Here is a 24766-nt window from a genome sequence, read left to right on the forward strand (position 1 = left end):
TGATGCGCGACTTCTTCTCCCTCGAGCGCTGGCTGCCCGGTTTGGCGGCCCTGTTGCACTATCAGCGAGCCTGGCTGATGCCCGATGTGCGGGCCGGGCTGTCGGTGGCCGCGGTCGCCCTGCCGGTCGCCATCGCCTACGCCGAGCTGACCGGGGTCGGCGCCATCGTCGGCCTCTACTCCTGCATACTGCCCATGATGGTCTATGCCCTGTTTGGCACCTCGCGCCAGCTCATCGTCGGCCCGGACGCCGCCACCTGCGCCGTCATCGCCGCCGTGGTGACGCCGCTCGCCGCGGGGGATGCCACGCGCCACTGGCAGCTGGTGATGACCATGACCGCCATGACCGGTTTCTGGTGCCTCATTGCCAGCCGCTTCAAGCTGGGGGTGTTTGCCGATTTCCTCTCCCGCCCCATCCTGATGGGGCTGCTCAACGGGGTGGCCATCACCATCATGGTGGGTCAGCTCTCCAAGATCCTCGGCTTCACCTTCGACGAGCGTTACCTCATCGAGCGGGTGCTCAGCGGCAGCAACTACCTGGCCCAGACCCATCTGCCCACCCTGGCCATGAGCCTGTTCACCCTGCTGGTCCTGCTGCTGAGCCGGCGCTACCGGCCGGGTTGGCCCTCCTCCATGGTGGCCATGGTGCTCACCGCCGCCCTGGTCTGGATCTTTGGCCTGGACCGGTTCGAGATAGCAACCCTGGGAGCCATCGGCTCCGGCCTGCCCGCCTTCCAGGTGCCGGAATTTCCCCCCGGCCTGCTGCGCGAACTGGTGCTGCCCGCTTTGAACCTGGCCATGGTGAGCTTCGTCTCCATGATGCTCACCGCCCGCAGCTTCGCCGCCAAGAATGGCTACGAGATCGATGCCGACAACGAGTTCCGGGCCCTGGGCATGGCCAACCTGGCCTCGGCCGTCTCCCAGGGGTTCGCCATCAGCGGCGCCGATTCGCGCACCGCGGTCAACGATGCCAATGGCGGCAAGAGCCAGCTGGTCTCCATCATCGCCGCCGTCATCATCGGCTTCATCGCCTTCTACCTGACGGCGCCGCTGCAGTTCATCCCCACCGCCGCCCTCGGGGTGGTGCTGGTGATGGCCTCCTTCTCCCTGCTCGACCTCAAGGGACTGTGGGGGTTGAAAGACTCGGATCGCGCCGCCTTCTGGCTCGCCCTCGTCACCTTCGTCAGCGTGCTGGCCATGGGGGTGATCCCCGGCATCACCCTCGCCGTCTTGCTGGGCCTGTTCCAGTTCCTGCGCAACGTGATGCGCCCCACCGATCAATTGCTCGGCATGGACGGGGACGGGGTGGTGCGCACCCTGGGGGACAACGAGCAGGCCAAGGCGATCCCGGGGATCCTGGTCTATCGCTTCAACTCGCCGCTCACCTACTTCAACGCGCCCTATTTCAAGCGGCGGGTATTGGCGCTGCTGGTGCAAGACCCCCACAGTCCCAAGTGCCTGGTGGTGGATGCGGTCGCCTGCTTCACCCATCAGGACATCAGCGTGATGAGCATGGTGGGCGAGCTGCACCGGGAGCTGCGCCGACGAGGCATCCACATGGTGATGGCGGGTCGCCACGGCCAGCTCAGCCACTGGTTCCGCCAGGCGGGGATCCGGGTGGGCGACGAGGGCATCATCCTCTGCCCCGACATGTACCAGGCCCTGCGCATGACCCGCTGCTACCGGGAGCCCCTGTTCAAGGACGAGGCGCCCGAGCCGCAAGCCATGGCGCCAGGCGAGAGCGAGCAGGAGGCCAGCGGCGCAATTGCGTGAAGGGGGCGCTTGGTGTTAAATGCCACTCCTGCGGCGACCCCAGGGCCGCCTCCCTCTGTCGTTGCTGGACATGTCACTCATGCACACTCAAGCCCAAGCGGGGCCAGGTTCCCTCTTCTCCCTGACCTGGCCGCTGTTTATCGACCTGGCCCTGCACTTTCTGACCGGGGCCCTCAACACCTTCATGGTGGGACACGTCTCCTATCAGGGGGTGGCGGCGCTGGCGGTGGGCAACCAGGTGTTCGATCTGGCCATCACCCTGTTCAGCTTCGTCAGCATAGGCACCAGCGTGGTGATCACCCAGTACCTGGGGGCCGGCGATAGGGAGAAGGCCCGCGTGGTCATTCACACCGCCATCGGCTTCAACCTGCTGGTGGGGCTGGTGGCCGCCGTCGGGGTCATGGCCGGGGCCGGCACCATGCTGGCGCTGATGAACCTACCCGACCACCTGATGGGGGACGCCAGACTCTACCTGCAGATCATCGGGCTCTGCCTGCTGCCGGAGGCAGCGGCCCTCTGCCTGGCCGCCACCCTACGCGCCCACGGCCACACCCGTCAGGCCATGTACGTGACCCTCATCGTCAACCTCATCACCTTCGCCGGCAACCTGCTGCTGCTCTACGGCTGGTTCGGCCTGCCCCAGCTCGGGGTGGCCGGGGTCGCCATCAGCACGGTGGCGGGCCGGGTCGTCGGCGTGGTGCTGCTGGTGGGCCTGGTGGCGCGCAAGACCGGCATCCGGTTGCGCCTGCCCGAGATAGTCCGTCCCAGCAAGCCGATGCTGGGCAAGGTGCTGCACATAGGCCTGCCGGCGGCGGGGGAGAACCTCTCCTGGATGCTGCAATTCATGGTGGTGACGGCGTTTGTCGGTCTGCTGGGCGACAAGGCGCTGGCAACCCAGAGCTACTTCTTCCAGATCTGCCTGTTCATCCTGCTGTTCGGCCTCTCCATAGGCCTTGGCAACGAGATCATCATCGGCCACCTGGCCGGGGCGCGCCGTTTCGATCAGGCCTATGCCCAGCTGCTGCGCAGCCTGAAACTCGGCCTCATCGTCACCGCCCTGATCGCGGTGGCCGTGGCCATCAACGGCCGGTCGATCATCAGCCTGTTCACCACGGATGGCGACATCATCGACATGGTGGCCCAGCTGTTTCTCATCAGCCTGATCCTCGAGCCCGGCCGCACCTTCAATCTGGTGGTCATCAACGCCCTGCGCGCCACCGGGGATGCCCGTTTCCCGCTCTACATGGCACTCCTGTCCATGTGGGGCATCGCCGTTCCCCTTTCCTATTACCTTGGTATCATGCAAGGCTATGGACTGGTCGGCATCTGGCTGGCGCTGGCCTGCGACGAGTGGGTCCGCGGCCTGGCCATGTTCTGGCGCTGGCGCAGTCGTCGCTGGCAACACAAAATTCTTGTCGAAACATAAGCGGAATCACAATGAAGAAAATCGGACTCTTGCTGGCGGCCATCCTGCTCAGCCCCCTGGCACAGGCACAAACCGCCCCGGCGGCCCCCAAGGCACAAGCCCCCCAGACCTGGTATGTGGCCCCCATCGTCATCGACGAGACCAGCGAGGCGCAGAAGGCCCTGACCAAGCAATTCATGGCCCAGATGATCAAGACCATCAAGATCAACGAGTACCAGACCGGCAAGGCCCTGGGCAAGACCCAGGATCCCAAGTGGCTGATCCGCACCAGGCTGATGCCCGCAAGCACCGAGCCCCTGGTCGGCAAGAAGCACCCCCAGGGGCTGACCTACGGCAAGGGGATCCCCACCCAGGAGATCGTCGGCGAGCTCATCATGGATGGCACGCTTGTGGCTCATGTGGGTCAGGGTTGGCGTGAGCCCATCGTCCCGGGTACTCCGGTGGCCGAGAAGCTCTCCATCACCAACTACCGCTATGCCATCGGCAACGAGGCCAAGGCGGGGGATCTGGAGGAGCTGGCTGCCCAGATTGGCTTCGAGGTGGGCAAGGTGATCGCCAGAGGCGGCAAGCCCCTGCCCGAGAAGGTCACGAAGAAGAAGTGAGCCGGGCGGCACGCCTGCCATGGGAAGGGGCCTTCGGGCCCCTTCTGCTTTTCGCTCCCCCGCCCCCGATTTGTGACGCCAGTCGCATTTAGCACCAAACTCCCCGCGCCACGAAATAAAGACCACGCCAATTCAGCCACTTATGACGGCTTCATGACGACGTGGCGAGCGGGGACGATAAGTGGGATCCCGATCACATCTCTCCCGCGTCCCAGGGTGTAGCTTGAGAGGTGTCGGCACACCCAAGCGCAACAAGGAGGCGACATTACATGTTCCCAGAGTACAGAGACCTCATCTCGCAACTGAAGAGCAGTGATGACCATTTCCACGAGAAGTTTGCCTTACACAACGAGCTGGACGGGACCATCAGAAAACTGGAAAAACATCATGCCAGCGACTTCAGTCCTGAGTTGAGAGATCTGAAAAAACAGAAACTTAAACTCAAAGAGGAGATATACGACATCCTCAAACAACATCAGCCTCATTGATTGCCCAGAACATTGACTGCGTTAACGCACGGATAAGCAATTTATCCCCCAGCCCGGCTCAAAGCCGGGCTTTTCATTACCTGCTCATGACGGCGCGGCGCAGGCCACTCCCGGCCTGCGCCGAAACTCGCTCGGCGTCTGGCCGGTATGGCGACGAAAGGCGGTATTGAAGGTGGACTTGCTGTTGAATCCCGCCTGATAGCAAACGCTGGCCACCGTCTCGTCGCTCTCCTGCAGCAGGCGCTTGGCCTCCTCCACCCGATGGCGATTGAGCCAGTCATAGAAATTTCCCCCCGAACACCCATTGATGGCACTGGAGGCCTGATGGGTACTGAGGCCGCACAGCTGTGCCAGCTTGCCAAGGGAGAGGGCGGGATCCCGGAAGGCGCCCCGCGCCAGGGCGCGCTCCAGCTCCTCGAACAGCGGTTGCAGCGAATCATCCCGCATCGGCTCTGCTACCCTGTCGGCGGCTTGCCCAGACGCCTCCCCCCTGCGCCCCTGCTGCGGCAACCGGGCGTGAGCCAGCACCAGCAGCAACAGATAGGCGGTGACGGGGGCCTGCAGATAGACGGCGGAGAGGGACCAGCCAAACCCGCTCAGGGCGATACGCCCCAGCAGCAGGGCAACCAGCAGTTGCAGGCCCTGCAACCGGGTGACCCAGGTTCGCAGCGCCGGTTTGCGGCTTTCAAGGCCGGTTCTGTGTTGTTGCCACCAGTAGACCAGCCCAAGCAGGGCGATACAGGCGAGATAGCGGTTGCCATAGAGGGTCATGCCGGGCCAGAGCGCCTCCCCCTGCTTGCCAAGCAGGATCCAGCGCACCTTCTCATCCCCCGGCAACAGCCAGTAAGGCATGGCCAGGGCGGCCACCAGCAGCAGGGGCAAGCCGTGTACCAGGGCCGCGCGCCAGCTGCCGAGCACCTTCTCCCCCTGCAATGCCCGGATGTAGCCGTAGAGACAGAAGGGCAGCATCACCACCAGGGGATCCGCCAGCTTGAGCAGGTGGGGCCAGGCCAGAAACCACTGCTGCTGATGATAGAGATACTCCAGCGCCTGCAAGCCGCTCAGGGCGAGCAGGGCCAGCAGATAACCGGCGGCCCCGTCCCGGCGCGAGCGTCGCAGCCAGCCGATGGTCGCCAACACCAGCATGCCGGCCAGGCCCAGGCTGAGCACGGCGGCCACATCTTCCCACTGCATACCACTTCCTCCTGCGGGTACGGCTCCATCGAGACATACCTTTTCATCCTTGTTTTTATTGCACTTTTAGTTCCATGACCGACTCCATCCAGTCGGGCGACCCCAGATGTTCGCTGGGATTGAATATCGTCTGCACCGGCCAGACGGCAACAAAACCATAACAAATCACCCTCACAGAAGGAACCAAGATGCGAACACCTCTTCCCCTTTACCTTGCCCTGTTCGGCAGCCTGGCGCTGGCCGGTTGTCAGGAAAATGACAGCGAGCCGGATCCCGCCAGCCACTACGACGTCACCCTCACCTACACGGAGCAGGGGGTTCCCCACATCAAGGCGGCCGACTACGTCAGCCTGGGCTTCGGGGTGGGTTATGCCCACGGCGAGGAGAACCTCTGCACCCTGAGCGAGCAGATCATGAAACTGCAAGGCGACAAATCCCGTTGGCTGGGGGCGGGTGAACAGCAGCGCAACCTGCTCTCCGATCTGGGGTATCGCTCCCTGGATCTGCCCGGCCAGGCCGCCAGCCTCTATGACAAGCTGACGCCGGAGGCTCGCGATCTCATCGAAGGCTATGTGGCGGGCTTCAACCACTCCCTCGCCGGGCGGACCAGTCCGGCGGACTACCCCTCCCCCTGCCGCGAAGCCGAGTGGGTCGAACCCATCACCCCGGTCCAGCTGCTGGCCTATCACCTGGATCTTGCCCAGCTTGCCAGCGGCCGCAGCTTCATCAGCGCCATGGCCAGTGCCCAGCCCCCCACAAACGGGACGCTGGCCCGCGCCGCCCTGCCCGCCCCCGAGCTGGATCCCGTCTCACTGCTCACCTCGGAGGGGATCGGCAGCAACGGCTGGGCGCTGGGGGCGGATCGCAGCAGCAACGCCAACAGCCTGCTGCTCGGCAACCCCCACTTCCCCTGGGATGGCGAGCTCAGATTTTTTGAACAGCACCTGCAGATCCCGGGCAAGCTCAACGTGACCGGCGCCACCATGATGGGCTTTCCCGCCATCCTGATCGGCTTCAACGAGCGGCTGGGCTGGACCCACACCGTCTCCCAGTCCAAGCGCTTCACCCTCTATCAGCTCACGCTGGATCCTGACAACCCCTTGCGTTACCGCTATGGCGACCAGTGGCGGGAGATGAGCCAGAAGGAGATCACAGTGCAGGTGCGCCAGGCCGACGGCAGCCTGCAGCCCCATGTCCAGACCCTCTATGGCAGCCACTTCGGCCCCCTGGTCAACCTCGCCTCCCTCTCGCCAACCCTGGGCTGGACCCGCAACAGTGCCATCAGCCTGCGCGACGCCAACGCCGGCAACTACCGGATGCTGGAGCAGTGGCTGGCCATGGCCAAGGCCCAGAGCACCCCGGCCTTCTTCAATGCCCTGGCCGCACATCAGGGGGTGCCCTGGGTCAATACCCTGCTCGTCGACAAGAGTGGCCAGGCCAGCTACGTGGATGCCACCCAGGTGCCCCGCCTCGGCGCCAGGGCCGAGGCCTGGTGGCGGGCCGCCTCCCAGACCCCGCAGCTGGCACCCATCTGGCAAGATGGCGAGGGCAGCGTGCTGCTGCCGGGCAATGACCCCGATTTCGAGTGGATGGACAGCGGCCAGACCCGCACCCCGGGCCTGGTCCCCCTGAGCCAGGCCCCCCGCCAGATCCGCAGCGACTACGTCTACAACGCCAACAGCAGCCACTGGCTCACCAACCTGGCCGCGCCGCTGGAGGGCTACTCCATCCTCTACGGCCCGGAGCAGACGGTGCGCAGCCCCCGTACCCGCTACAACGCCCAGCTCATCAGCACCCCCGATGCCATGGGGCTGACCGGGGCCGATCGCCGCTTCACCCTGCAGACATTGCAACAGGTACTGACCCACAACGGCTCCCTGTTTGCCCGTGAGCTCAGAGAGCCCCTGCTGGCACGCTGCGAGGCCCATCCGCAGATCCTGCTGACCGGCGGCCCGCTGGACTTGACCCCGAGCTGCAACGCCCTCGCCAACTGGGATGGCGAATATCAGCTTGAAAGCCAGGGGGCCCACCTGATGCGCGAGTGGCTGACGGCGTTTCGCACCAGCGGCCACAGAGACATCAAGGATGAACTGTTCGCCATCCCCTTCAATCCGGCTCAGGCAGCCACCACCCCGAACGGGCTGGCGCCCTGGCGCGGCGCACCGGATCAAGACCCGGCCCTGCTGGCACTGGCCCAGGCCCAGCAGCGCTTGCAGGCGGCCGGTATCGCGCCGGATGCCGCACTCGGCACTCTCCAGTTCGTGCAAAAAGCGGCCGGGCTCAGCCCCATACCGCTGCCGGGGGGCCACTCCTTCGAGGGGCTGTTCAACATGGTGCAGACCAACCTGCCCTCGCGCAGCACCTCGAGTCTCGCCAATATCGTGACCGGCAAGGCCGTGCCAGGCACCACGCTGCGCAGCCTGGATGACGACGGTGACGGCCAGGCCGAGCTGCGCTATCGCGCCAACTACGGCTCCAGCTTCGTGCTGGCCCTGCAGTTCGATCCCAACGGCCCCAGGGCGGAGCGCTTCCTGAGCTATGGCCAGTCCCACGACCCAGAGAGTCCCCACTTCACCGATCAGACCGAGCTGTTCGCCCGCCAGCAGTGGCAGCCGATGCGCTTCACCGACGAGGAGATAGCGGCCCATCGGGAGCGTACCCTGCACCTCAAGGTGCCGCGCGTGGCCCGGCCCTGATCCCGGCGGCAGGGATTGTCATCATGAAGACGCGGGCCGAGAGGCCCGCGTTGTCATCTGGTCGCTGGGTGCCTTTGTGACGGGATCGGCGCTGTCCCCACCACGGCTTCGGGCTGACCCTTTCTGTTCCCCCCATCGTGAAGAGGGCAGGCATTCCCCCCATCATGGGGGGCAGGCAGACATTGCCGCCCGCGGCAGGAATCGTTATCTTCCCCTCTTCACAGGAAACGCCACAGCACAAGGACCCGGACATGCCGACCCTCGCCAGCATACATCTCTATCCCATCAAATCGACGGCGGGCATGGCGCCAACCCGCGCCAGGGTGACCCTGGAGGGGCTCGCCGGGGATCGCCGCTACATGGTGGTCAAACCCGACGGCACCTTCATCACAGCCCGCACTCACCCCCAGTTGCAGCAGGTGGTGGCCACCCCGGTGGAGGGCGGCCTGCAACTGCGTTACCCGGGCCAGGAGATGCTCACCCTGCAGCCGCAGGATTTCAGCCTGATCCCCCAGAGCACGGGCGTCTGGGGTGACAGCTTCCATGCCCTGCGCACCCATGAGCAGGCGGATCTGTGGCTGAGCTGGGTGGCGGGGGAGCCGGTTCGCCTGCTCTGGCTGGGGGAGGAGTCCAACCGCTTTCGGGAAAAGACAGGCACCCGGGTCAGCTTTGCCGACGGCTATCCCCTGCTGCTCATCAGCCAGGCCTCCCTTGCGGATCTCAACCTGAGATCCGACGCCCTGCACCAGATGAGCCAGTTTCGCACCAACCTGGTGGCAAGCGGCACCCGCCCCTTCGAGGAGGACGGCTGGAAACGCATTCGCATCGGCGAGGTGGAATTTCTGGTGGCCAAGCCGTGCAGCCGCTGCATCATGACCACGGTGGAGCCCGGCACCAGCCGCTTCAATGCCCTCAAGGAGCCGCTCGCCACCCTGGCTCGCTACCGGCGCGGCGAGGACGGCGATGTCTACTTTGGCCAGAATCTGGTGGCCCTGAACGAAGGCTGGATCGAGGCGGGCAGCGAGATAGAGGTGCTGGAGCGGGTGCGCCCCCTCGTCTATGGCAATGGCGCCCCGAAGAAGCGGGCGCTGGTGTGCGTGGCCCGGGGATCCCTGGCCCGGGATCTGGAGACCTTCTGGTTCGAGGCCGAGGATGGCGAGCCCCTGCCCGACTATCAGCCGGGCCAGCACCTGCCCCTCTTCGTGGACATCAAGGGCGAGCGGGTGCAGCGCCGCTACACCCTCTGCTCCAGCCCGGATGAAGCGGGCCGCTACGCCATCTCGGTCAAGCGTCAGGCCGATGGTCGCCTCTCCTCCTGGCTGCACCGCCACCTCAAGGTAGGGGATCGGGTGCTGGCGGCCGACCCCGCCGGCGAGTTCCAGCTTGGTCGCGAGCGCCGCCTGCTGCTGCTCTCGGCGGGATCCGGCGTCACCCCCATGCTCGCCATCGTCCGCACCCTGGCCCTGCGCGGCGAGCTTGGCGAGGTTCACTTCATGCACCAGTGCCGCAGCCAGGCCGACATCCCCGCCCCCGAGGAACTCCACGCCCTGACCCGGCAAGGCATGCAGCTGACCCTTATCCTGAGCCAGGCCGACGAGAGCTGGCAGGGGCTGCGCGGCCGACTCGGCAAGGATCACCTCGACCGTGTCAGCGGCCTTGGCGAGCGGGAAGTCTTCCTCTGCGGCCCCCAGGGGTTCATGGCCGCGGCCATCGCCCTGCTCGGCGCAGCCGGGGTGAGCCGGATCCGCCAGGAGAGTTTTGGCGGCGCCCCCCTCATCACCGACCGGCCCCATCAGGCCCTGGCCCTGAGCATCGCGGGCAAGCGCTTCGCCGGCAACAATCAGGGCACCATCCTCGATCAGGCCAGCAAACAGGGGATTGAGCTGCCCTGGAGCTGCCGCGCCGGGATCTGCGGCAGCTGCAAGCAGACCCTGAGCGCGGGGGAAGTGGACCAGCCTGATGCCCCCGCCCTCAGCGAGGCCGAGCGGGCCCAGGGCAAGATCCTCACCTGCTGCGCCGTGCCCCTGACCGACATAGAGATAGCCTGAGCAGGGACAGTCCGGGTTTACCACGAACAGAGATAAAAAAAACGGCTGCCGAGGCAGCCGTTTTCAATGGTCTCTCATCAGCCCTGACGCAGCGCCTGGATGCGCTGTTCGATGGGCGGGTGGCTCATGAACAGCTCGCTCACCGAGCGCTTGCCGTTGATGCCAAAGGCCATCATGGCCCCTTCCATCTGCGGCTCGGCACCACGGGAGAGGCGCTGCAGCGCCGCTATCATCTTGTCGCGGCCAGCCAGCTTGGCGGCGCCCGCATCGGCGCGGAACTCGCGCTGGCGGCTGAACCACATGACGATGATGGAGGCCAGCACCCCGAAGATCATCTCCAGCACGAACACGGTGATCATGTAGGCGAAACCACCCGAGCTGCTGCTCTCCTCGTCGCTGTTTGAGCTGAAGACATTGCTGATGACCCCGGCCACGATGCGGGCGAAGAACATCACGAAGGTGTTCACCACCCCCTGGATCAGGGTCAGGGTCACCATGTCGCCGTTGGCCACGTGGCTCACCTCGTGGGCCAGCACGGCTTCCGCCTCGTCCCGGCTCATGCTGTAGAGCAGGCCGGACGACACGGCGACGAGGGAGTCGTCGCGGCGGGCACCGGTGGCGAAGGCGTTCATATCGGAAGACTCATAGATGCCCACTTCCGGCATCTTGATCCCGGCCTCGCGGGCCTGACGGGCCACGGTACTGACCAGCCAGTGCTCGGTCTCGTTGCGGGGTTGCTCGATGACCTGGACACCATAGCTGCGCTTGGCCATCCATTTGGACATCAGCAAGGAGATAAAGGAGCCCCCAAAACCGAACACGGCGCAGAAGATCAGCAAGCCAGAGATACTGGACTTGTTGATGCCAAGCACCGAGAACAGGATATTGAGTACCACCCCCAGCACCAGCATGACGGCCAGGTTGGTCACCAGGAATAGCATGATTCGCTTCATATAGACTCCTTGTGAGAATGAAAGGGGCCCGTGCCGGTCAACCGACCCACGCCCACCTGCCACACATAGTAGCGGTTATCTATGAATGCTCCCTGAATACCTGGCCCGGCGCAACAGTGAAATATTGATATATTCCCGTAAGTTAGCGCTGTCTGGGTCACTCAGGGTCGGAATTTCACCCAGCAGGGGAGCGGGCAGACGCTGGCGCAGGGTCGCCAGATTCTCCTCGTAGCAACTCATGCCACAGGGCAGCCGGTTCATCACCCAGCCCGCCAGGGACAGGCCCGCCTGCTCGATGGCAGCCAGGGTGAGCAGGGCATGGTTGAGACACCCCAGCTTGGCCCCCACCACCAGCACCACAGGCAGGCGCTGCTGCGCCACCCAGTCCGAAAGCAGCCTGTGCTCGTTGAGGGGCAGGTGCCAGCCCCCCGCCCCTTCCACCAGCACCCAGTCGGCACCGCTGCCCTCGAGACGGCGCAGACCGGCCGTGATCCCCGCCTCATCGATGGGCTGCCCCGCCTGGGTCGCCGCTATGTGGGGCGCAATGGGGGGGGCATAGGCGAAGGGGTTGACCCACTCATAGGGCAGCGCGACGCTGGCCGCCTGTTGCAGCAGCAGGGCATCCCTGTTGCGCAGCCCCTCTGGGGTCGACTCACAGCCCGCCGACACCGGCTTGTAGCCGGCGCATGCCAGCCCCTCGGCGCTCAGCCCCTGCAACAGGGCGCGGGTGACCAGCGTCTTGCCCACATCCGTGTCCGTGCCCGTAATAAAGAAAGTCGCCATCTCAGCTCCTCGTCGGATGATTGTTCGCCCTGTCAGCGCCGGGCTCAGGCCCGCTGCAGCTGCACCAGGGCCACGCGGTAGCTCGCCTCGAGCAGGCCATCGCCACGGCGAAAGCGCTCATAGGCCTGGGTGAGGCGCACCAGCCGGGCCCGGCCCCCCAGGCCCTCCTGTCCCCCTTCGTTGACCTGGCTCGCCCCTATCCCCTTGAGATCGCGCAGCAGTTCGGCCAGCTGGCCATACCCCAGGTGCCAGGGGCGCACCTCGATAATTGGGGTCTCAAAGCCTGACTTTTCAAGGGCCTCCCTGAGCCGGGTTTGTCCGAGGAAGCGATTGATGTGGGGTTTGCCATCCACCGCCTGCCAGGCCTGGGCCAGTTGCCAGAGCGAGCCATCCAGCAGGGTGGAGAAGAGGACCCGCCCCCCCGGTCTCAGCACCCGGTGCAATTCGGCAAAGGCCTGCTGCGGGCATTCGCACCACTGCAGGGCCAGGCTGGAGAAGACCAGATCCAGACTGGCATCGGCCAGGGGCAGGGCCTCGGCATCGCCACACAGCAGGCGGGCGCCGCTGCCCCGCCTCGCCGCCTGGGCCAGCATGCCGGGGGCGAGATCCAGCCCGTGCAACTGCTGGCAGCGCGAGGCCAGCGCCGGCAGAAAGAAGCCGGTGCCGCACCCCAGATCCAGGGCATCTCCCCACTGCCCCTGGGGCAACTGGGCCAACAGCGCCTGCCCCACCTCCTGCTGGAAACGGGCGTGGGCGTCGTAGTGGCGGGCCGCCGCCCCGAAGCGACGGGCGAGCTGCGCCTTGTCCACCGCCTGAAAACGCTCATGGAGCATGGGCGCCTCCTCTCTCGTCAGTGGATGGGCGAGGCCCCAGGGCCTCGAGCAGGCGATCCACGTCAGCTTCGCCGTGGGCGGCGCACAGGGTGATGCGAAGGCGCGCCGTGCCGACCGGCACAGTGGGCGGGCGGATGGCGCTCACCCAGACACCGCGATCGCGCAGCCGTTCGGCCAGTTGCAAGGCCGCACTGCTCTCCCCCACCAGCAGGGGCTGGATGGGGGTAGCGCTTGCGCCCAGCGTCCAGCCGAGCGCCTGTGCCCCCTGGCGAAAACGGGCGACGAGCTCGGCAAGATGGGCACGGGCCTCGTCGGCGGCGCGCACCAGCTCGATACTCTTGCTCACCGCGCACGCCTGCGCCGCCGGCATATGGGTGCTGTAGACATAGTGGCGGGCAAAATTGACCAGATACTCCACCAGCTCGCGGCTGCCCCCCACAAACGCGCCAGCCACCCCGAGCGCCTTGCCAAAGGTGCCCATCTGGATGTGTACGCTGGCAGGAGCAACCCCTTGCGCCGCCAGGGTGCCGCGCCCTTGTGGCCCCAGCACGCCGATGCCGTGGGCATCGTCGAGCATCAGCCAGTTGCCGCTCTGGGCGGCCAGTTGGCTCAGCTCGCGCCAGGGGCCCTGATCCCCGTCCATGCTGAACACCCCTTCCGAGACGATCAGGCCCCGGTTTGGCTCAAGCAGCCGTTCAAGGGCTTCCATGTCGTTGTGGCCAAAGCGCCTCATCCTGCAGGGGAGCTGGCTGCCCATCTCCTGCAGGGAGGCGTGGTTGAGCCTGTCCTGCCACAGCAGGTGATCCTTGCCAAGCAGGGCCTTGAGCACCGCCTGATTGGCCGAAAAGCCGCAGTTGAACAGCAGTACCGCCTCCAGCCCGAGCCACTCGGCAAGCGTCTCTTCCAACTGCTGGTGAGCGCGGCTGTAGCCGGTCACCAGGGGCGAGGCGCCAGCGCCCGTGCCATGGAGGTCGATCCCCTCCTTGAAGGCGGCCTTGATGGCGGGATGCTCGGCGAGCCCCAGGTAATCGTTGCCGGAGAGGTTGAGGTAGTCGCGTCCCCCGACCCGGATCCGCCCGCCGCTCGCCACATCCACAGGGGTGCGGCGGCGCAGCAGGGCGGCCTGCTCACGTTCGGCCAGGGCCTCCCCCAGGGCGAAGGGGGAGTTCATCGTCCGGCCTTGGGCTGGCTGGCATCATAGAAGAGATCGCCCCCCACCGGCTGGCTGGCCACCCGTGCCAAGAGCTCCTCTTCTTGCACCTGATCCGGCTTCTGGGCCCGCTGGGCGGGACGAATGCCGAGGCGCTTGAACAGCTGCATGTCGCTGTTCTCGTCCGGGTTCGGGGTGGTCAGCAGCTTGCAGCCGTAAAAAATCGAGTTGGCCCCCGCCATGAAGCACATGGCCTGCATCTGCTCGTTCATCTTCTCCCGCCCGGCGGAGAGGCGCACGTGGGAAGCAGGCATCATGATGCGCGCCACGGCTATGGTGCGGATAAACTCGAACGGGTCCAGGTTCTCCTGGTTTTCCATGGGCGTCCCCTTCACCTTGACCAGCATGTTGATGGGCACGCTCTCCGGGTGGCGCGGCAGGTTGGCGAGCGCCATCAGCAGGCCCGCCCGATCCTTTGCCTGCTCCCCCATGCCGACGATGCCGCCGGAGCAGACCTTCATGCCGGCGCCGCGCACGTGCTCCAGGGTGTCCAGGCGGTCCTGATAGGTGCGGGTGGTGATGATGTCGCCGTAGAACTCCGGCGAGGTGTCGAGGTTGTGGTTGTAGTAATCGAGGCCGGCGGCACCCAGACGCGCCGCCTGATCCGCAGTCAGCATCCCTAGCGTCATGCAGGTCTCCATGCCGAGCCCGCGCACCTCCTCGACCATGCGCAGGATATAGGGCATGTCCCTCTCTTTCGGGTTGCGCCAGGCGGCCCCCATGCAGAAGCGGGACGAGCCGTTGGCCTTGGCCTCGCGGGCCCGCTCCAGCACCTTTTCCACCTCCATCAGCCGCTCGGTCTCGAGCCCGGTGTGGTAACGGGCGCTCTGGGGGCAGTATTTGCAATCCTCCGGGCAGGCGCCGGTCTTGATGGAGAGCAGGGTGCTCACCTGCACCTCGTTCGGGTCGAAATGGGCGCGGTGTACCGTCTGGGCCTGGAACAGCAGATCGTTGAATGGCAGGGCAAAGAGAGCCTGCACCTCGGCGAGGGTCCAGTCGTGGCGAAGGGCGTGAGCGCCCGCGGTGAGAGCATTCATACATGGCTTCCGGTTGTGATAGGTGGGATCCTGCGCCGCGCTCATCGAGAGATGGCGGCAAGACCCGCCAGCTGGACCCTGCGACGCCAGGGCGTACGCGAAGCCAAGTGGCTGAAATGGTTGGCTAGTGTAGAGAGCGCGCGTAGACTGTCAACACCGACCAGATCAAATCAATTGACAACAGAACATAAAATGACCAACCAAGAATTCGACCTGCACCACGTCTGGCACCCCTATACCTCCCTCACCCATCCCCTGCCCTGCTATGAAGTGGCCAGCGCCAAGGGGGTGACCCTCACCCTCAGCGACGGCCGCGAGCTGGTGGACGGCATGAGCTCCTGGTGGGCCTGCGTCCACGGTTATCAGGTGCCGGAACTCGATGCCGCCGCCACCGCCCAGCTCGGCAAGATGTCCCACGTGATGTTTGGCGGCCTGACCCATGCTCCTGCGGTGGCGCTGTGCCGCAAGCTGGTGGAGATCACGCCAGAGGGACTGGATCGGGTCTTTCTGGCGGATTCCGGCTCGGTGGCGGTGGAGGTAGCCCTCAAGATGGCCCAGCAGTACTGGCACGCCAAGGGTACGCCTCGCGCCAAGTTCGTCTCCCTTAGGGGCGGCTATCACGGGGACACCTTCGGCGCCATGAGCGTCTGCGATCCCGATGGCGGCATGCACGAGCTCTACCAGGGCTTCCTGCCGGAACACTTTTTCGTCACCGCCCCCAGCTGCCGCTTCCATGCCCAGTGGGACGAGAGCTGCGTGGTGGAGCTGGCGACCCTGGTGGCGGATCATCACGAGGAAATCGCCGCCATCGTGCTCGAACCCATCGTCCAGGGGGCGGGGGGCATGCGCTTCTACCACCCCCGCTACCTGCAGTGGGTGCGCGCCCTGTGCGACGAGTTCGGTCTGCTGCTGATTGCCGACGAGATCGCCACCGGCTTTGGCCGCACCGGCCAGCTGTTTGCCTGCGACTGGGCGGGGATCAGCCCCGACATCATGTGTCTGGGCAAGGCGCTCACCGGGGGTTACCTGACGCTGTCGGCGACCCTGACTACCGAGCATGTGGCTCGCACCATCTGTGACGGCAAGGCGGGGGTCTTTATGCATGGCCCCACCTTCATGGGCAACCCGCTTGCCTGCGCCGTGGCCAACGCCTCCATCGAGCTGCTGCTGGCCTCACCCTGGCAGGAACGGGTGCAGGCCATCGAGCATCAGCTGCGCACCGAGCTGGTGGAGCTGACCCTGCACCCGGCGGTTGCCGACGTGCGGGTGCTCGGCGCCATCGGGGTGGTGGAGATGAAGGAGCGGGTGGACGTGGCGCGCATCCAGCGCAAGTTCGTGGAACTGGGGGCCTGGATCCGCCCGTTCGGCAAGCTCATCTACCTGATGCCCCCCTTCGTCATCACGCCCGAAGAACTGCGGGTATTGACCGGCGCCATCCACGAGGCCATCACCAGCGGCGAATTCTGAGTCTCGATGAATAGGTCCTGCATGAGAACGCAGGGCCTTTTGGCGTTTTTTCGCCAGAATGTGAGCAAGACACCAAAACCCGTCCGGCGAGGAGAGTAGACTGCGCGGGTTTTACCCAACAGATGTACCTTTCCCATGCGCCTCTCCATTGCCGCCAAATTCAACTTCTTCCTGCTGTTCATCTTCTCCATGGTGTTGGTGTTCTCGGCGTCCTATCAGGCGGTGCGCGAGCGCGACCTCATCCTGACCCTCATCAAGGAGCAGAGCCGCGAGCAGACCGAGGCCTACTTCGACGGTCTCAACATGCTGATGCTGACCAACAAGATGGCGGCCCGCGACACCCTGAGAAACAAGTTTCTCGACCACGCCCATGTGGAGGATGCCCGCATCGTGCGCGGCGAGGCGGTGAACAGCCAGTTCGGCCCAGGCTATGACAACGAGCAGCCCAGGGACGAGTTCGACAGGCTGGCGCTGGCGGGCAAGGGCAGCATTGAGGTGGTACACGACGGTCAGCACAGCCGGCTGGTGGTGACCCGTCCCCTGCTGGCCCAGCGCAACTTTCGCGGCACAGACTGCACCAGCTGTCACCTGGTGCCGGAGAACAGCGTGCTGGGGGCGGTGCGCTTTGACTACTCCCTCGACTCCCTCTTTACCCGGGTGGAGCAGAACATCCTCACCTCGGCCCTGAGCCTCACCCTCATCTTCGGCCTGGGGCTCCTGCTCACCCTCTGGGTCATCCGCACCTGGATTGTCAGTCCCCTCAACCGACTGACCCGCGCCATGGAGGAGGCCACCGACCGACGCGACTTCGGCCACCGGCTGGAGGGGGATGAGGGGGACGAGATAGGCCGGGTGGCGCTGGCCTACAACCAGATGCTCGACAGCGTGGAGCGCCAGCTCGGCAAGCGCAGGGGCAAAGAGCCTGAGTCGCGTCAGCCGAAATAACGGAGCCAGGGCTGGCTCGCAGCGACCGACGCAGCACGGCAGCAAACCTCAGAGGCCGGACAGCCGACATAGCACAACACAAGGCTGGTTCGGCGCGACAGACTCTTCAGGGGCCGGATCAGCCGAAGTAGAACAGCAGCAGGCTGGCGGTCAGGATCAGCAGCAGCAGGATCAGGGAGGCGCCATAGCCATCTTCTTCCCGGCGACTGCGCCGGTATTGCAGTGCCAGTACCAGCAGGGTGAAGGCGGCGCAGCCCCACAGGCTCTGCTCCAGCCAGGGGGTGAGCGCCGGATCCCAGTGCTCGCGCACCTCGATGCCGCCGTAACGCAGGAAGCCGTAGGCTATCTCGGGCCTGGCATAGTGATAGAGGGTGAGCAGCACCAGGACACAGGCCCAGCAGAGGAGAGCCAGCCAGTGCAGCAGCACTATCCATCCATCCGGTCCGCGTCGTCGCTCCATCCCGCTTCGCCCCTCATGTCGATCGGCCCTTGCTCCCCCAGCGTCTGACATTTTTGCTTGTTTATCAAACCTGCGCGGGTAAGATTGACGGCTTAGTCTGCCATGGTGGGCCATCTGTGCCCGGGTCAGACCCCTAGTGTTGCAAATAGCGCTGCAAGAACAAGCTGGAGACAATATTTCGATGACGCACGCATCCGTAGTTGATGTGCTGGCCGGTAAGTATTCGGTTGGCACCACCCAGACAGTGAAAGGGTGGATCCGGACCCGCCGCGATTCCAAGGCGGGGATCTCATTTTTGGCCATATCCGATGGCTCCTGTTTCCATCCGGTGCAGGCCGTCGTTCCCAATACCCTGGCCAATTACGAGAATGAAGTGCTGCGTCTGACCACCGCCTGCTCCGTGGAGGTGACCGGTGTGGTCGCCGCCTCCCAGGGCAGCGGCCAGGCGTTCGAGCTGCAGGCCACCGAGGTCAAGGTCGTCGGCTGGGTCGAAGACCCGGACACCTACCCCATGGCCGCCAAGCGCCACAGCATCGAATACCTGCGTGAACAGGCCCACCTGCGCCCGCGCACCAACATCGTCGGCGCCGTGACCCGGGTGCGCAACTGCCTGGCCCAGGCCATCCACCGCTTCTTCCATGAAGAGGGCTATCTGTGGATTGCCGCCCCCCTCATCACCGCCTCCGACACCGAAGGGGCCGGCGAGATGTTCCGCGTCTCCACCCTGGATCTGGAAAACCTGCCGCGTACCGACGCCGGCAAGGTGGACTACGACAAGGACTTCTTCGGCAAGGAGACCTTCCTGACCGTCTCCGGCCAGCTCAACGTCGAGACCTATGCCTGCGCCCTGTCCAAGGTCTACACCTTCGGGCCCACCTTCCGCGCCGAAAACTCCAACACCAGCCGCCATCTGGCGGAGTTCTGGATGGTGGAGCCGGAAATCGCCTTCGCCAATCTGGAAGACAACGCCGCCCTGGCCGAAGCCATGCTCAAATACGTCTTCAACGCCGTGCTGGCGGAGCGCCGCGACGATCTGGAGTTCTTCGCCCAGCACGTGGACAAGGATGCCATCGGCCGTCTGGAGCGCTTCGTTGCCTCCGACTTCGCCCAGATTGACTACACGGATGCCATCGAGATCCTGAAGAACTGCGGCAAGAAGTTCGAGTTCCCTGTCTCCTGGGGTATCGACCTCTCCTCCGAACACGAGCGTTATCTGGCCGAGGAGCACTTCAAGTCTCCCGTGGTGGTGAAGAACTACCCCAAAGACATCAAGGCCTTCTACATGCGCCTCAACGACGACGGCAAGACAGTTGCCGCCATGGACGTGCTGGCCCCGGGGATCGGCGAGATCATCGGCGGTGCCCAGCGTGAGGAGCGCCTCGAGGTGCTGGATCAGCGCATGGCCGAGATGGGCCTGAACAAGGAAGATTACTGGTGGTACCGCGACCTGCGTCGCTACGGTACAGTGCCCCACGCAGGCTTCGGCCTGGGCTTCGAGCGCCTGGTGGTCTATGTGACCGGCATGGGCAACGTGCGCGACGTCATTCCCTTCCCGCGCACCCCCCGCACCGCCGAGTTTTAAGGCGACAGCCTGCTCGCACCGTGCAAAAGCCGACCCTTGGGTCGGCTTTTTTGTTTGCCGCCTCTGCTGCGCACACTCCTCGGCCACTCCCTCGCCCGCCTCCCCTTGCCGCCCTGTCCAGAGGCACAGCCGTAGTTTTTATGCACTTAAATCGGAAAAGAGCCCGTTATTGAACCACCTCAATTTTTTACCCCTTTAGGGGTGTAAGAATACCCGCTGACCCATTAGGGGCAAATAACCACAACAGATGCTCCCGGGCCCCAGGGCCAGTGCGGACATGGATTCAATCACACGAGGTAATGGAATGATCTTGATGGAGTTTTTGGTGGTGCTCGGCTGCTTGCTGCTGGGGACCCGATTTGGAGGCATGGGGCTTGGCCTCATCAGTGGCATAGGTCTGTTCCTGCTGACCTTCGTGTTCGGACTGACCCCGGGCGAGCCCCCGGTGCAGGTGATGCTGACCATACTGGCGGTGATAGGGTGCGCCTCCGTGCTCCAGACCGCCGGCGGCCTCAACCTGATGATGCAGATAGCCGAGCGCCTGCTGCGCCGCCATCCCCAGTACATCACCATACTGGCCCCCCTCACCACCTGGACCCTCACCTTCCTGTGCGGCACCGGCCACGTGGTCTACACCATGTTCCCCATCATCAGTGACATAGCGCTGCAGAAGAACATACGTCCGGAGCGGCCCATGGCGGTGGCCTCCGTCGCCTCCCAGATGGCGATCTGCTCCTCCCCCGTCTCGGTGGCCGTGGTCTCCCTGGTCTCCATCCTGGCGGCCGGTCACGGCATAGGCGAGGCCTACGGCCTGCTCGACATCCTGATGATCTCCATCCCGGCCTCCCTGTGCGGCGTGCTGGTGGCGGCCCTGTGGAGCCTGCGCCGTGGCAAGGATCTGGACAAGGACGAGGAGTTCCAGGCCAGATTGCAGGATCCGGAGCAGCGCGCCTTCATCTATGGCGGCAACCAGACCCTGCTCGATCACGCGTTCCCGAAAGAAGCCTACTGGTCCACCTGGATCTTCTTCGCCGCCATCGCCGCCGTGGTGGTGCTGGGGGCCAACGAGGGACTGCGACCCGTGTTCGAGATCAAGGGCAAGACGGGTCCCCTCTCCATGAACCTGGTGATCCAGATGATGATGCTGATCGCCGGCGCCATCATACTGATGCGCTGCAAGGTCAAGCCGAGCGAGATCTCGAACGGCCCCGTGTTCAAGGCGGGCATGGTCGCCATCTTCTCGGTGTTCGGGGTGGCCTGGATGAGCGACACCTTCTTCATCAGCCACATGGATGCCCTCAAGGAGAGCCTCTCCCACGTGGTGCAGTCCCAGCCCTGGACCTATGCCCTGGTGCTGTTCCTCATCTCCAAGCTGGTGAACAGCCAGGCGGCGGCGCTCACCGCCATCGCCCCCATGGGGCTGGCCCTGGGGGTGGAGCCCAAGCTGCTGATCGCCTTCCTGCCGGCGAGCTACGGCTACTTCGTGCTGCCGACCTACCCGAGCGATCTGGCCTGCATCGGTTTCGACCGCTCCGGCACCACCCGGATTGGCAAGTTCATCATCAACCACAGCTTCATCCTGCCCGGGCTCATCGGGGTGGGTACCGCCTGTACCCTGGGCTACCTGCTGACCAGCCTGCTGCTCTGAGACGGGCAAGCCAGACCATAAAAAAAGCGGGAGGCCATCGGCCTCCCATGTCATCTGCCCGGGCCGCACCCGGGGTGAACCTTTCCCGCAGCCGCATCATGGGCGCGGCCATCCGGCCCGCGGCGCCAGAGGCTCATACGCCACCAGCCCTGCCTAATTGCCTGCAAACATCATAAAATCATCAAAAACCAACAGTAATCACTGAAAATTAAATAAAATTAAGTTTTTTAAACTAACGCCGACGTTCTAGAATTCCCGCCGATAGACAGGGGGAGATTAATGACCCGCTTTTTGCGTTGGATCAAGACTCGCCACGACCAAGCTGCCAAGATCGGCACCGATACCCAGCGACCATTTCGCACCGGAGAGAGCTATGACAAACCAGGCCACCGCAAGCATGACAACCTGCGACTACAAGCTGTGGGATATTCTCGTCGCGTCGGCAAAGGAACGCTCAACCATTCGTTACTCCAAGCTGGCCAAGATGGCCGGGCTGGAGACTTGCCAGGATGAGCTGCGCACCCTGCTGCAACGCATCCGCATGTACTGCACCGAGCACCAGCTGCCCGTGCTCTCCACCATAGTGGTGGACGATGTGGGCAAGTACGCCGGGCTCAGCTCCGGCCTGCCGGAAGCCCCCTGGGAGCGGGCACGGGTCTTCGATTATCAATGGCCCGTCGCTCCCTGACTCCCTTCCCGCAAGATAAAACGCGCCTCGATGGCGCGTTTCGTCTATCTGGCCCGTGACCTTGCCAAAAAAAACCCGCCATGATGGCGGGCAGACAAGCAAGCAACACTCTGGTTGGCAGAGTCAAAACGTGCTCGCGTCGTCGCCACCCCTGGCACCACGCGAAGAGGGCGGCGGATGGCACTGGCCATGACCGGCGCCGACATGGACGCGAGACGGCCAGCAGACTAGAGCAAAGACTCTTTCCAAGGAAATGTTTTGTTGCCATTGCATGATGGCCCATGATGCATGCCCTGCATTGGGGCTCTTCCCTTCAGCCACCACGGGCTCGGCCTGCCTGGCGCCAGCAAGAGATGGCCCAGGTCGTTGCCTTGCAACGGCCACAATGCCAGAATCTGGCCTTCGTTGAATTCAGGGCCCAGGCCCGCAGACAAGAGACAAGGACCCCCCATGGCCGTCACCCTCTATGGCATCAAGAACTGCGACACCATCAAGAAGGCGCGCAAGTGGCTCGCCGACGCCGGCGTCGATTACCGCTTCCACGACCACAGGGCCGATGGCCTGGATCCGGCCCAACTGGATGGCTGGCTGGCACAACTGGGCTGGGAGGCGCTGCTCAACAGCCGCGGCACCAGCTTCCGCGCCCTGCCGGAGGAGGCCAAACAAGGGCTCGACACCGCCAAAGCCCGCGCCCTGCTGCTGGAGCACCCCGCCATGATCAAGCGCCCCCTGCTGGATCTGGACGGCGAGCTGCACCTGGGTTTCAAGGCAGACCAGTATCAATCCCTCTTCCCCCGTTAACCTCTTCTTTTAAGGAATGCCGATGTCGGATGTCATCGCACTGGCCAAGGATCTGATCCGCCGCCCCTCCGTTACGCCGCAAGATGAAGGGTGCCAGACCCTGATGGCGGAGCGCCTCGCGCGCCTGGGCTTCGTCATCGAGCCCATGGTGTTTGAAGACACCACCAACCTCTGGGCGCGCCGCGGCAGCGAGGGCCCCCTGTTCTGCTTCGCCGGTCACACCGACGTGGTGCCCGCCGGGCCGCTGGACAAATGGCACACCCCGCCGTTCGAGCCGACCATCCAGGATGGCATCCTCTATGGCCGCGGCGCCGCCGACATGAAGGGGTCGCTGGCCGCCATGGTGGTGGCCACCGAACGCTTCGTGGCCGCCCACCCGGATCACTCCGGCTCCATCGCCTTTCTCATCACCTCCGACGAAGAGGGCCCCTTCATCAACGGCACCACCCGGGTGATCGACACCCTGGAGGCGCGCAACGAGAAGATTCGCTGGTGCATCGTCGGCGAGCCCTCCTCCACCACCGAAGTGGGAGACGTGGTGAAGAACGGCCGCCGCGGCTCCATCACCGGCGATCTGCTGGTGCGCGGAGTGCAGGGCCACGTGGCCTACCCCCATCTGGCGGACAACCCCATTCACAAGGCGGCGCCGGCCCTGAGCGAGCTGGCCGCAACCGTGTGGGATCAGGGCAACGCCTTCTTCCCTCCCACCAGCTTCCAGATAGCCAATATCCAGGGGGGCACTGGCGCCTCCAACGTCATCCCCGGCGAATTGCACGTCCAGTTCAACTTCCGCTTCAGCACCGAGCTCACCGATCTGGCCATCCGCGAGCGGGTCGAGGCACTGCTGGACAGGCACGGTCTGGACTACGAGCTCAAGTGGACCCTCTCCGGCCAGCCCTTCCTGACCGATACCGGCGCCCTGCTGGAGGCCACCGTCGCCGCCGTGGCCGAGGTCAACGGCCAGCGGCCTGCCCTGCTCACCACGGGGGGCACCTCGGACGGCCGTTTCATCGCCCCCACCGGGGCCGAGGTGATCGAGCTCGGGCCCGTCAACGCCACCATCCACAAGGTGAACGAGTGCGTGAAAGCCGGCGATCTGGATCTGCTGGCGGACATGTATCAGGGTGTGCTGACCCGTTTGCTGCCATGAAGCCTGCTGCGGGAGGAGACACAGTGCTGACCCAGACACAACTGCTTGGCCAGGATGAGGGGCACCTCAGGGTGCTCGGGACCGGGCCTCATCGCCTCACCCCGGCCGCCGCCGACGCCTTTCACGCCATGCAGCTGGCCGCCGCCGCCGCGGGCCACAATCTGCAGCCCGCCTCCAGCTGGCGCAGCTTCGAGCGTCAGCTGGCCATCTGGAATGGCAAGTGGCGCGGCGAGCGGCCGCTGCAAGATGGCGACGGTCAGCCCCTGGATGCCTTGCTGCTCAGCGAGGTCGACCGGCTCCATGCCATCCTGCGCTGGAGCGCCCTGCCGGGCACCAGCCGCCACCACTGGGGCACGGATCTGGACGTCTATGATCCGGACTGCCTGCCCGCCGGTACCCGGCTGGCCCTGGAGCCCTGGGAGTATGCCGCGGGAGGCTGGTTTGCCGAGCTGGCGGGCTGGCTCGACGCCCATATGGGCGACTTCGGGTTTTTCCTGCCCTATGACCGGCATGATGGCCAACCCCTGGGCAGGGAGGTCGCCTTCGAACCCTGGCACCTGAGCTTTGCCCCCCAGGCACAACATCAGCGGCTCGATGCCGGGGCGCTGGCGCTTTGCCTGCAACAGGCGGATATTGAAGGTAAGCAGACGATCCTGACCCACCTCGACGAGATACTGGCCCGCTACGTCTTACCCCAGCGCACAGACCATGACAGCGTCCATGACATCAATAGGAGCACCCCATGAGTCTCTGGTTGTTAATCGGTTTGCCACTCCTGTTTCTGCTTGGTGTATTTCTTAATGCGATCAAGGACATGAAACGGATCGAGAAAGAGTTGCCCAAGTACAAGGACAAGATCCGCGAAGTCAAGGATGACGAGGACGACTACTGACAAAAAAAGCCCCGAAAGGGGCTTTTTTTCATCCGACGCCGCCGGTTTCTTTCCCCTCCTCCCCCCTGGCCATGACCCGCTGGCAGCGATG

At 64.7% G+C, this 24766-nt stretch carries 22 protein-coding genes; 15 read left to right on the forward strand and 7 right to left on the reverse strand.

The window, feature by feature from the left end:
• Positions 1-2 precede the first annotated feature (2 nt).
• The 4 genes from ACEUCR_RS04070 to ACEUCR_RS04085 all read left to right on the forward strand — a co-directional run bounded on the left by ACEUCR_RS04070 (position 3) and on the right by ACEUCR_RS04085 (position 4288).
• On the forward strand, positions 3-1772 hold the full coding sequence (locus ACEUCR_RS04070; RefSeq protein WP_392443476.1) for a SulP family inorganic anion transporter: 1770 nt from the start codon (positions 3-5) through the stop codon (positions 1770-1772).
• A 79-nt stretch (positions 1773-1851) separates the two neighbouring features.
• A complete protein-coding gene (locus ACEUCR_RS04075; RefSeq protein WP_041997724.1) occupies positions 1852-3198 on the forward strand; it encodes an MATE family efflux transporter in 1347 nt (448 codons plus the stop codon).
• A gap of 11 nt (positions 3199-3209) precedes the next feature.
• Complete coding sequence (locus ACEUCR_RS04080) at positions 3210-3800, forward strand: hypothetical protein (RefSeq protein ID WP_041997723.1); 591 nt, start codon at positions 3210-3212, stop codon at positions 3798-3800.
• A 269-nt stretch (positions 3801-4069) separates the two neighbouring features.
• The gene (locus tag ACEUCR_RS04085; protein ID WP_041997722.1) at positions 4070-4288 is read left to right on the forward strand and encodes a YdcH family protein; all 219 of its coding nucleotides are present in this window, start codon (positions 4070-4072) and stop codon (positions 4286-4288) included.
• An 84-nt stretch (positions 4289-4372) separates the two neighbouring features.
• On the opposite strand, the gene ACEUCR_RS04090 is transcribed toward ACEUCR_RS04085, so the two are convergent.
• Complete coding sequence (locus ACEUCR_RS04090) at positions 4373-5482, reverse strand: helix-turn-helix domain-containing protein (protein WP_408788192.1); 1110 nt, start codon at positions 5480-5482, stop codon at positions 4373-4375.
• A gap of 188 nt (positions 5483-5670) precedes the next feature.
• On the opposite strand from ACEUCR_RS04090, the gene ACEUCR_RS04095 reads away from it, so the two are divergent.
• Both ACEUCR_RS04095 and ACEUCR_RS04100 read left to right on the forward strand, forming a co-directional pair.
• Entirely contained in the window at positions 5671-8178 is a 2508-nt protein-coding gene (locus ACEUCR_RS04095) for a penicillin acylase family protein (protein WP_408788194.1), read from the forward strand.
• Positions 8179-8429: 251 nt separating this feature from the next.
• Positions 8430-10226 carry an MOSC N-terminal beta barrel domain-containing protein gene (locus ACEUCR_RS04100; RefSeq protein ID WP_408788197.1) on the forward strand — a complete coding sequence of 599 codons (1797 nt, stop codon included), beginning with the start codon at positions 8430-8432 and terminating at the stop codon, positions 10224-10226.
• Between the two features lie 77 nt (positions 10227-10303).
• Here the strand turns inward: ACEUCR_RS04100 and htpX are convergent, their stop codons facing one another.
• From htpX to bioB, 5 genes are all read right to left on the reverse strand, one after another.
• Positions 10304-11179, reverse strand: coding sequence for a protease HtpX (gene htpX / locus ACEUCR_RS04105; protein ID WP_041997718.1), 876 nt, complete (start codon positions 11177-11179; stop codon positions 10304-10306).
• A 75-nt stretch (positions 11180-11254) separates the two neighbouring features.
• Positions 11255-11962, reverse strand: a complete 708-nt coding sequence (gene bioD, locus ACEUCR_RS04110) for a dethiobiotin synthase (RefSeq protein WP_408788200.1) — start codon at positions 11960-11962, stop codon at positions 11255-11257.
• A gap of 44 nt (positions 11963-12006) precedes the next feature.
• A complete protein-coding gene (gene bioC / locus ACEUCR_RS04115) occupies positions 12007-12795 on the reverse strand; it encodes a malonyl-ACP O-methyltransferase BioC (RefSeq protein WP_408788203.1) in 789 nt (262 codons plus the stop codon).
• Complete coding sequence (gene bioF / locus ACEUCR_RS04120) at positions 12785-13966, reverse strand: 8-amino-7-oxononanoate synthase (protein ID WP_408788206.1); 1182 nt, start codon at positions 13964-13966, stop codon at positions 12785-12787. The genes bioC and bioF overlap by 11 nt, the downstream gene beginning before the upstream one ends.
• Positions 13963-15042 (reverse strand): biotin synthase BioB, encoded by a 1080-nt coding sequence (gene bioB, locus ACEUCR_RS04125; RefSeq protein WP_041997714.1) that lies wholly within the window; start codon positions 15040-15042, stop codon positions 13963-13965. The genes bioF and bioB overlap by 4 nt, the downstream gene beginning before the upstream one ends.
• A 192-nt stretch (positions 15043-15234) precedes the next feature.
• On the opposite strand from bioB, the gene bioA reads away from it, so the two are divergent.
• Positions 15235-16509, forward strand: a complete 1275-nt coding sequence (gene bioA / locus ACEUCR_RS04130) for an adenosylmethionine--8-amino-7-oxononanoate transaminase (protein WP_408788208.1) — start codon at positions 15235-15237, stop codon at positions 16507-16509.
• 135 nt (positions 16510-16644) lie between these two features.
• The gene (locus ACEUCR_RS04135; RefSeq protein WP_408788211.1) at positions 16645-17454 is read left to right on the forward strand and encodes a HAMP domain-containing protein; all 810 of its coding nucleotides are present in this window, start codon (positions 16645-16647) and stop codon (positions 17452-17454) included.
• 118 nt (positions 17455-17572) lie between these two features.
• Here ACEUCR_RS04135 and ACEUCR_RS04140 read toward each other — a convergent pair whose 3' ends face one another.
• Positions 17573-17914, reverse strand: coding sequence for a hypothetical protein (locus tag ACEUCR_RS04140; RefSeq protein ID WP_041997711.1), 342 nt, complete (start codon positions 17912-17914; stop codon positions 17573-17575).
• A 181-nt stretch (positions 17915-18095) separates the two neighbouring features.
• Here ACEUCR_RS04140 and asnS point away from each other — a divergent pair, with 181 nt between their 5' ends.
• The 7 genes from asnS (at position 18096) to ACEUCR_RS04175 (ending at position 24675) form a co-directional block, all read left to right on the forward strand.
• Positions 18096-19496, forward strand: coding sequence for an asparagine--tRNA ligase (gene asnS, locus ACEUCR_RS04145; protein ID WP_041997710.1), 1401 nt, complete (start codon positions 18096-18098; stop codon positions 19494-19496).
• 304 nt (positions 19497-19800) lie between these two features.
• On the forward strand, positions 19801-21144 hold the full coding sequence (locus tag ACEUCR_RS04150) for an anaerobic C4-dicarboxylate transporter (protein WP_041997708.1): 1344 nt from the start codon (positions 19801-19803) through the stop codon (positions 21142-21144).
• A 373-nt stretch (positions 21145-21517) separates the two neighbouring features.
• Positions 21518-21832, forward strand: coding sequence for a hypothetical protein (locus tag ACEUCR_RS04155; RefSeq protein ID WP_041997705.1), 315 nt, complete (start codon positions 21518-21520; stop codon positions 21830-21832).
• 450 nt (positions 21833-22282) lie between these two features.
• Positions 22283-22633 carry an ArsC family reductase gene (locus ACEUCR_RS04160; RefSeq protein ID WP_041997703.1) on the forward strand — a complete coding sequence of 117 codons (351 nt, stop codon included), beginning with the start codon at positions 22283-22285 and terminating at the stop codon, positions 22631-22633.
• A 22-nt stretch (positions 22634-22655) separates the two neighbouring features.
• Positions 22656-23783 (forward strand): succinyl-diaminopimelate desuccinylase, encoded by a 1128-nt coding sequence (gene dapE, locus ACEUCR_RS04165; protein ID WP_111873616.1) that lies wholly within the window; start codon positions 22656-22658, stop codon positions 23781-23783.
• Positions 23784-23809: 26 nt separating this feature from the next.
• The gene (locus ACEUCR_RS04170) at positions 23810-24529 is read left to right on the forward strand and encodes a M15 family metallopeptidase (protein WP_408789035.1); all 720 of its coding nucleotides are present in this window, start codon (positions 23810-23812) and stop codon (positions 24527-24529) included.
• Positions 24526-24675: a hypothetical protein gene (locus ACEUCR_RS04175; protein ID WP_084205416.1), complete on the forward strand. Its 150-nt coding sequence runs from the start codon at positions 24526-24528 to the stop codon at positions 24673-24675. Before ACEUCR_RS04170 ends, ACEUCR_RS04175 begins: the two co-directional genes overlap by 4 nt.
• The last annotated feature ends 91 nt before the right edge of the window (positions 24676-24766 follow it).

The sequence above is a fragment of the Aeromonas bivalvium genome, assembly GCF_046078285.1.
GTDB lineage: Bacteria > Pseudomonadota > Gammaproteobacteria > Enterobacterales > Aeromonadaceae > Aeromonas > Aeromonas bivalvium.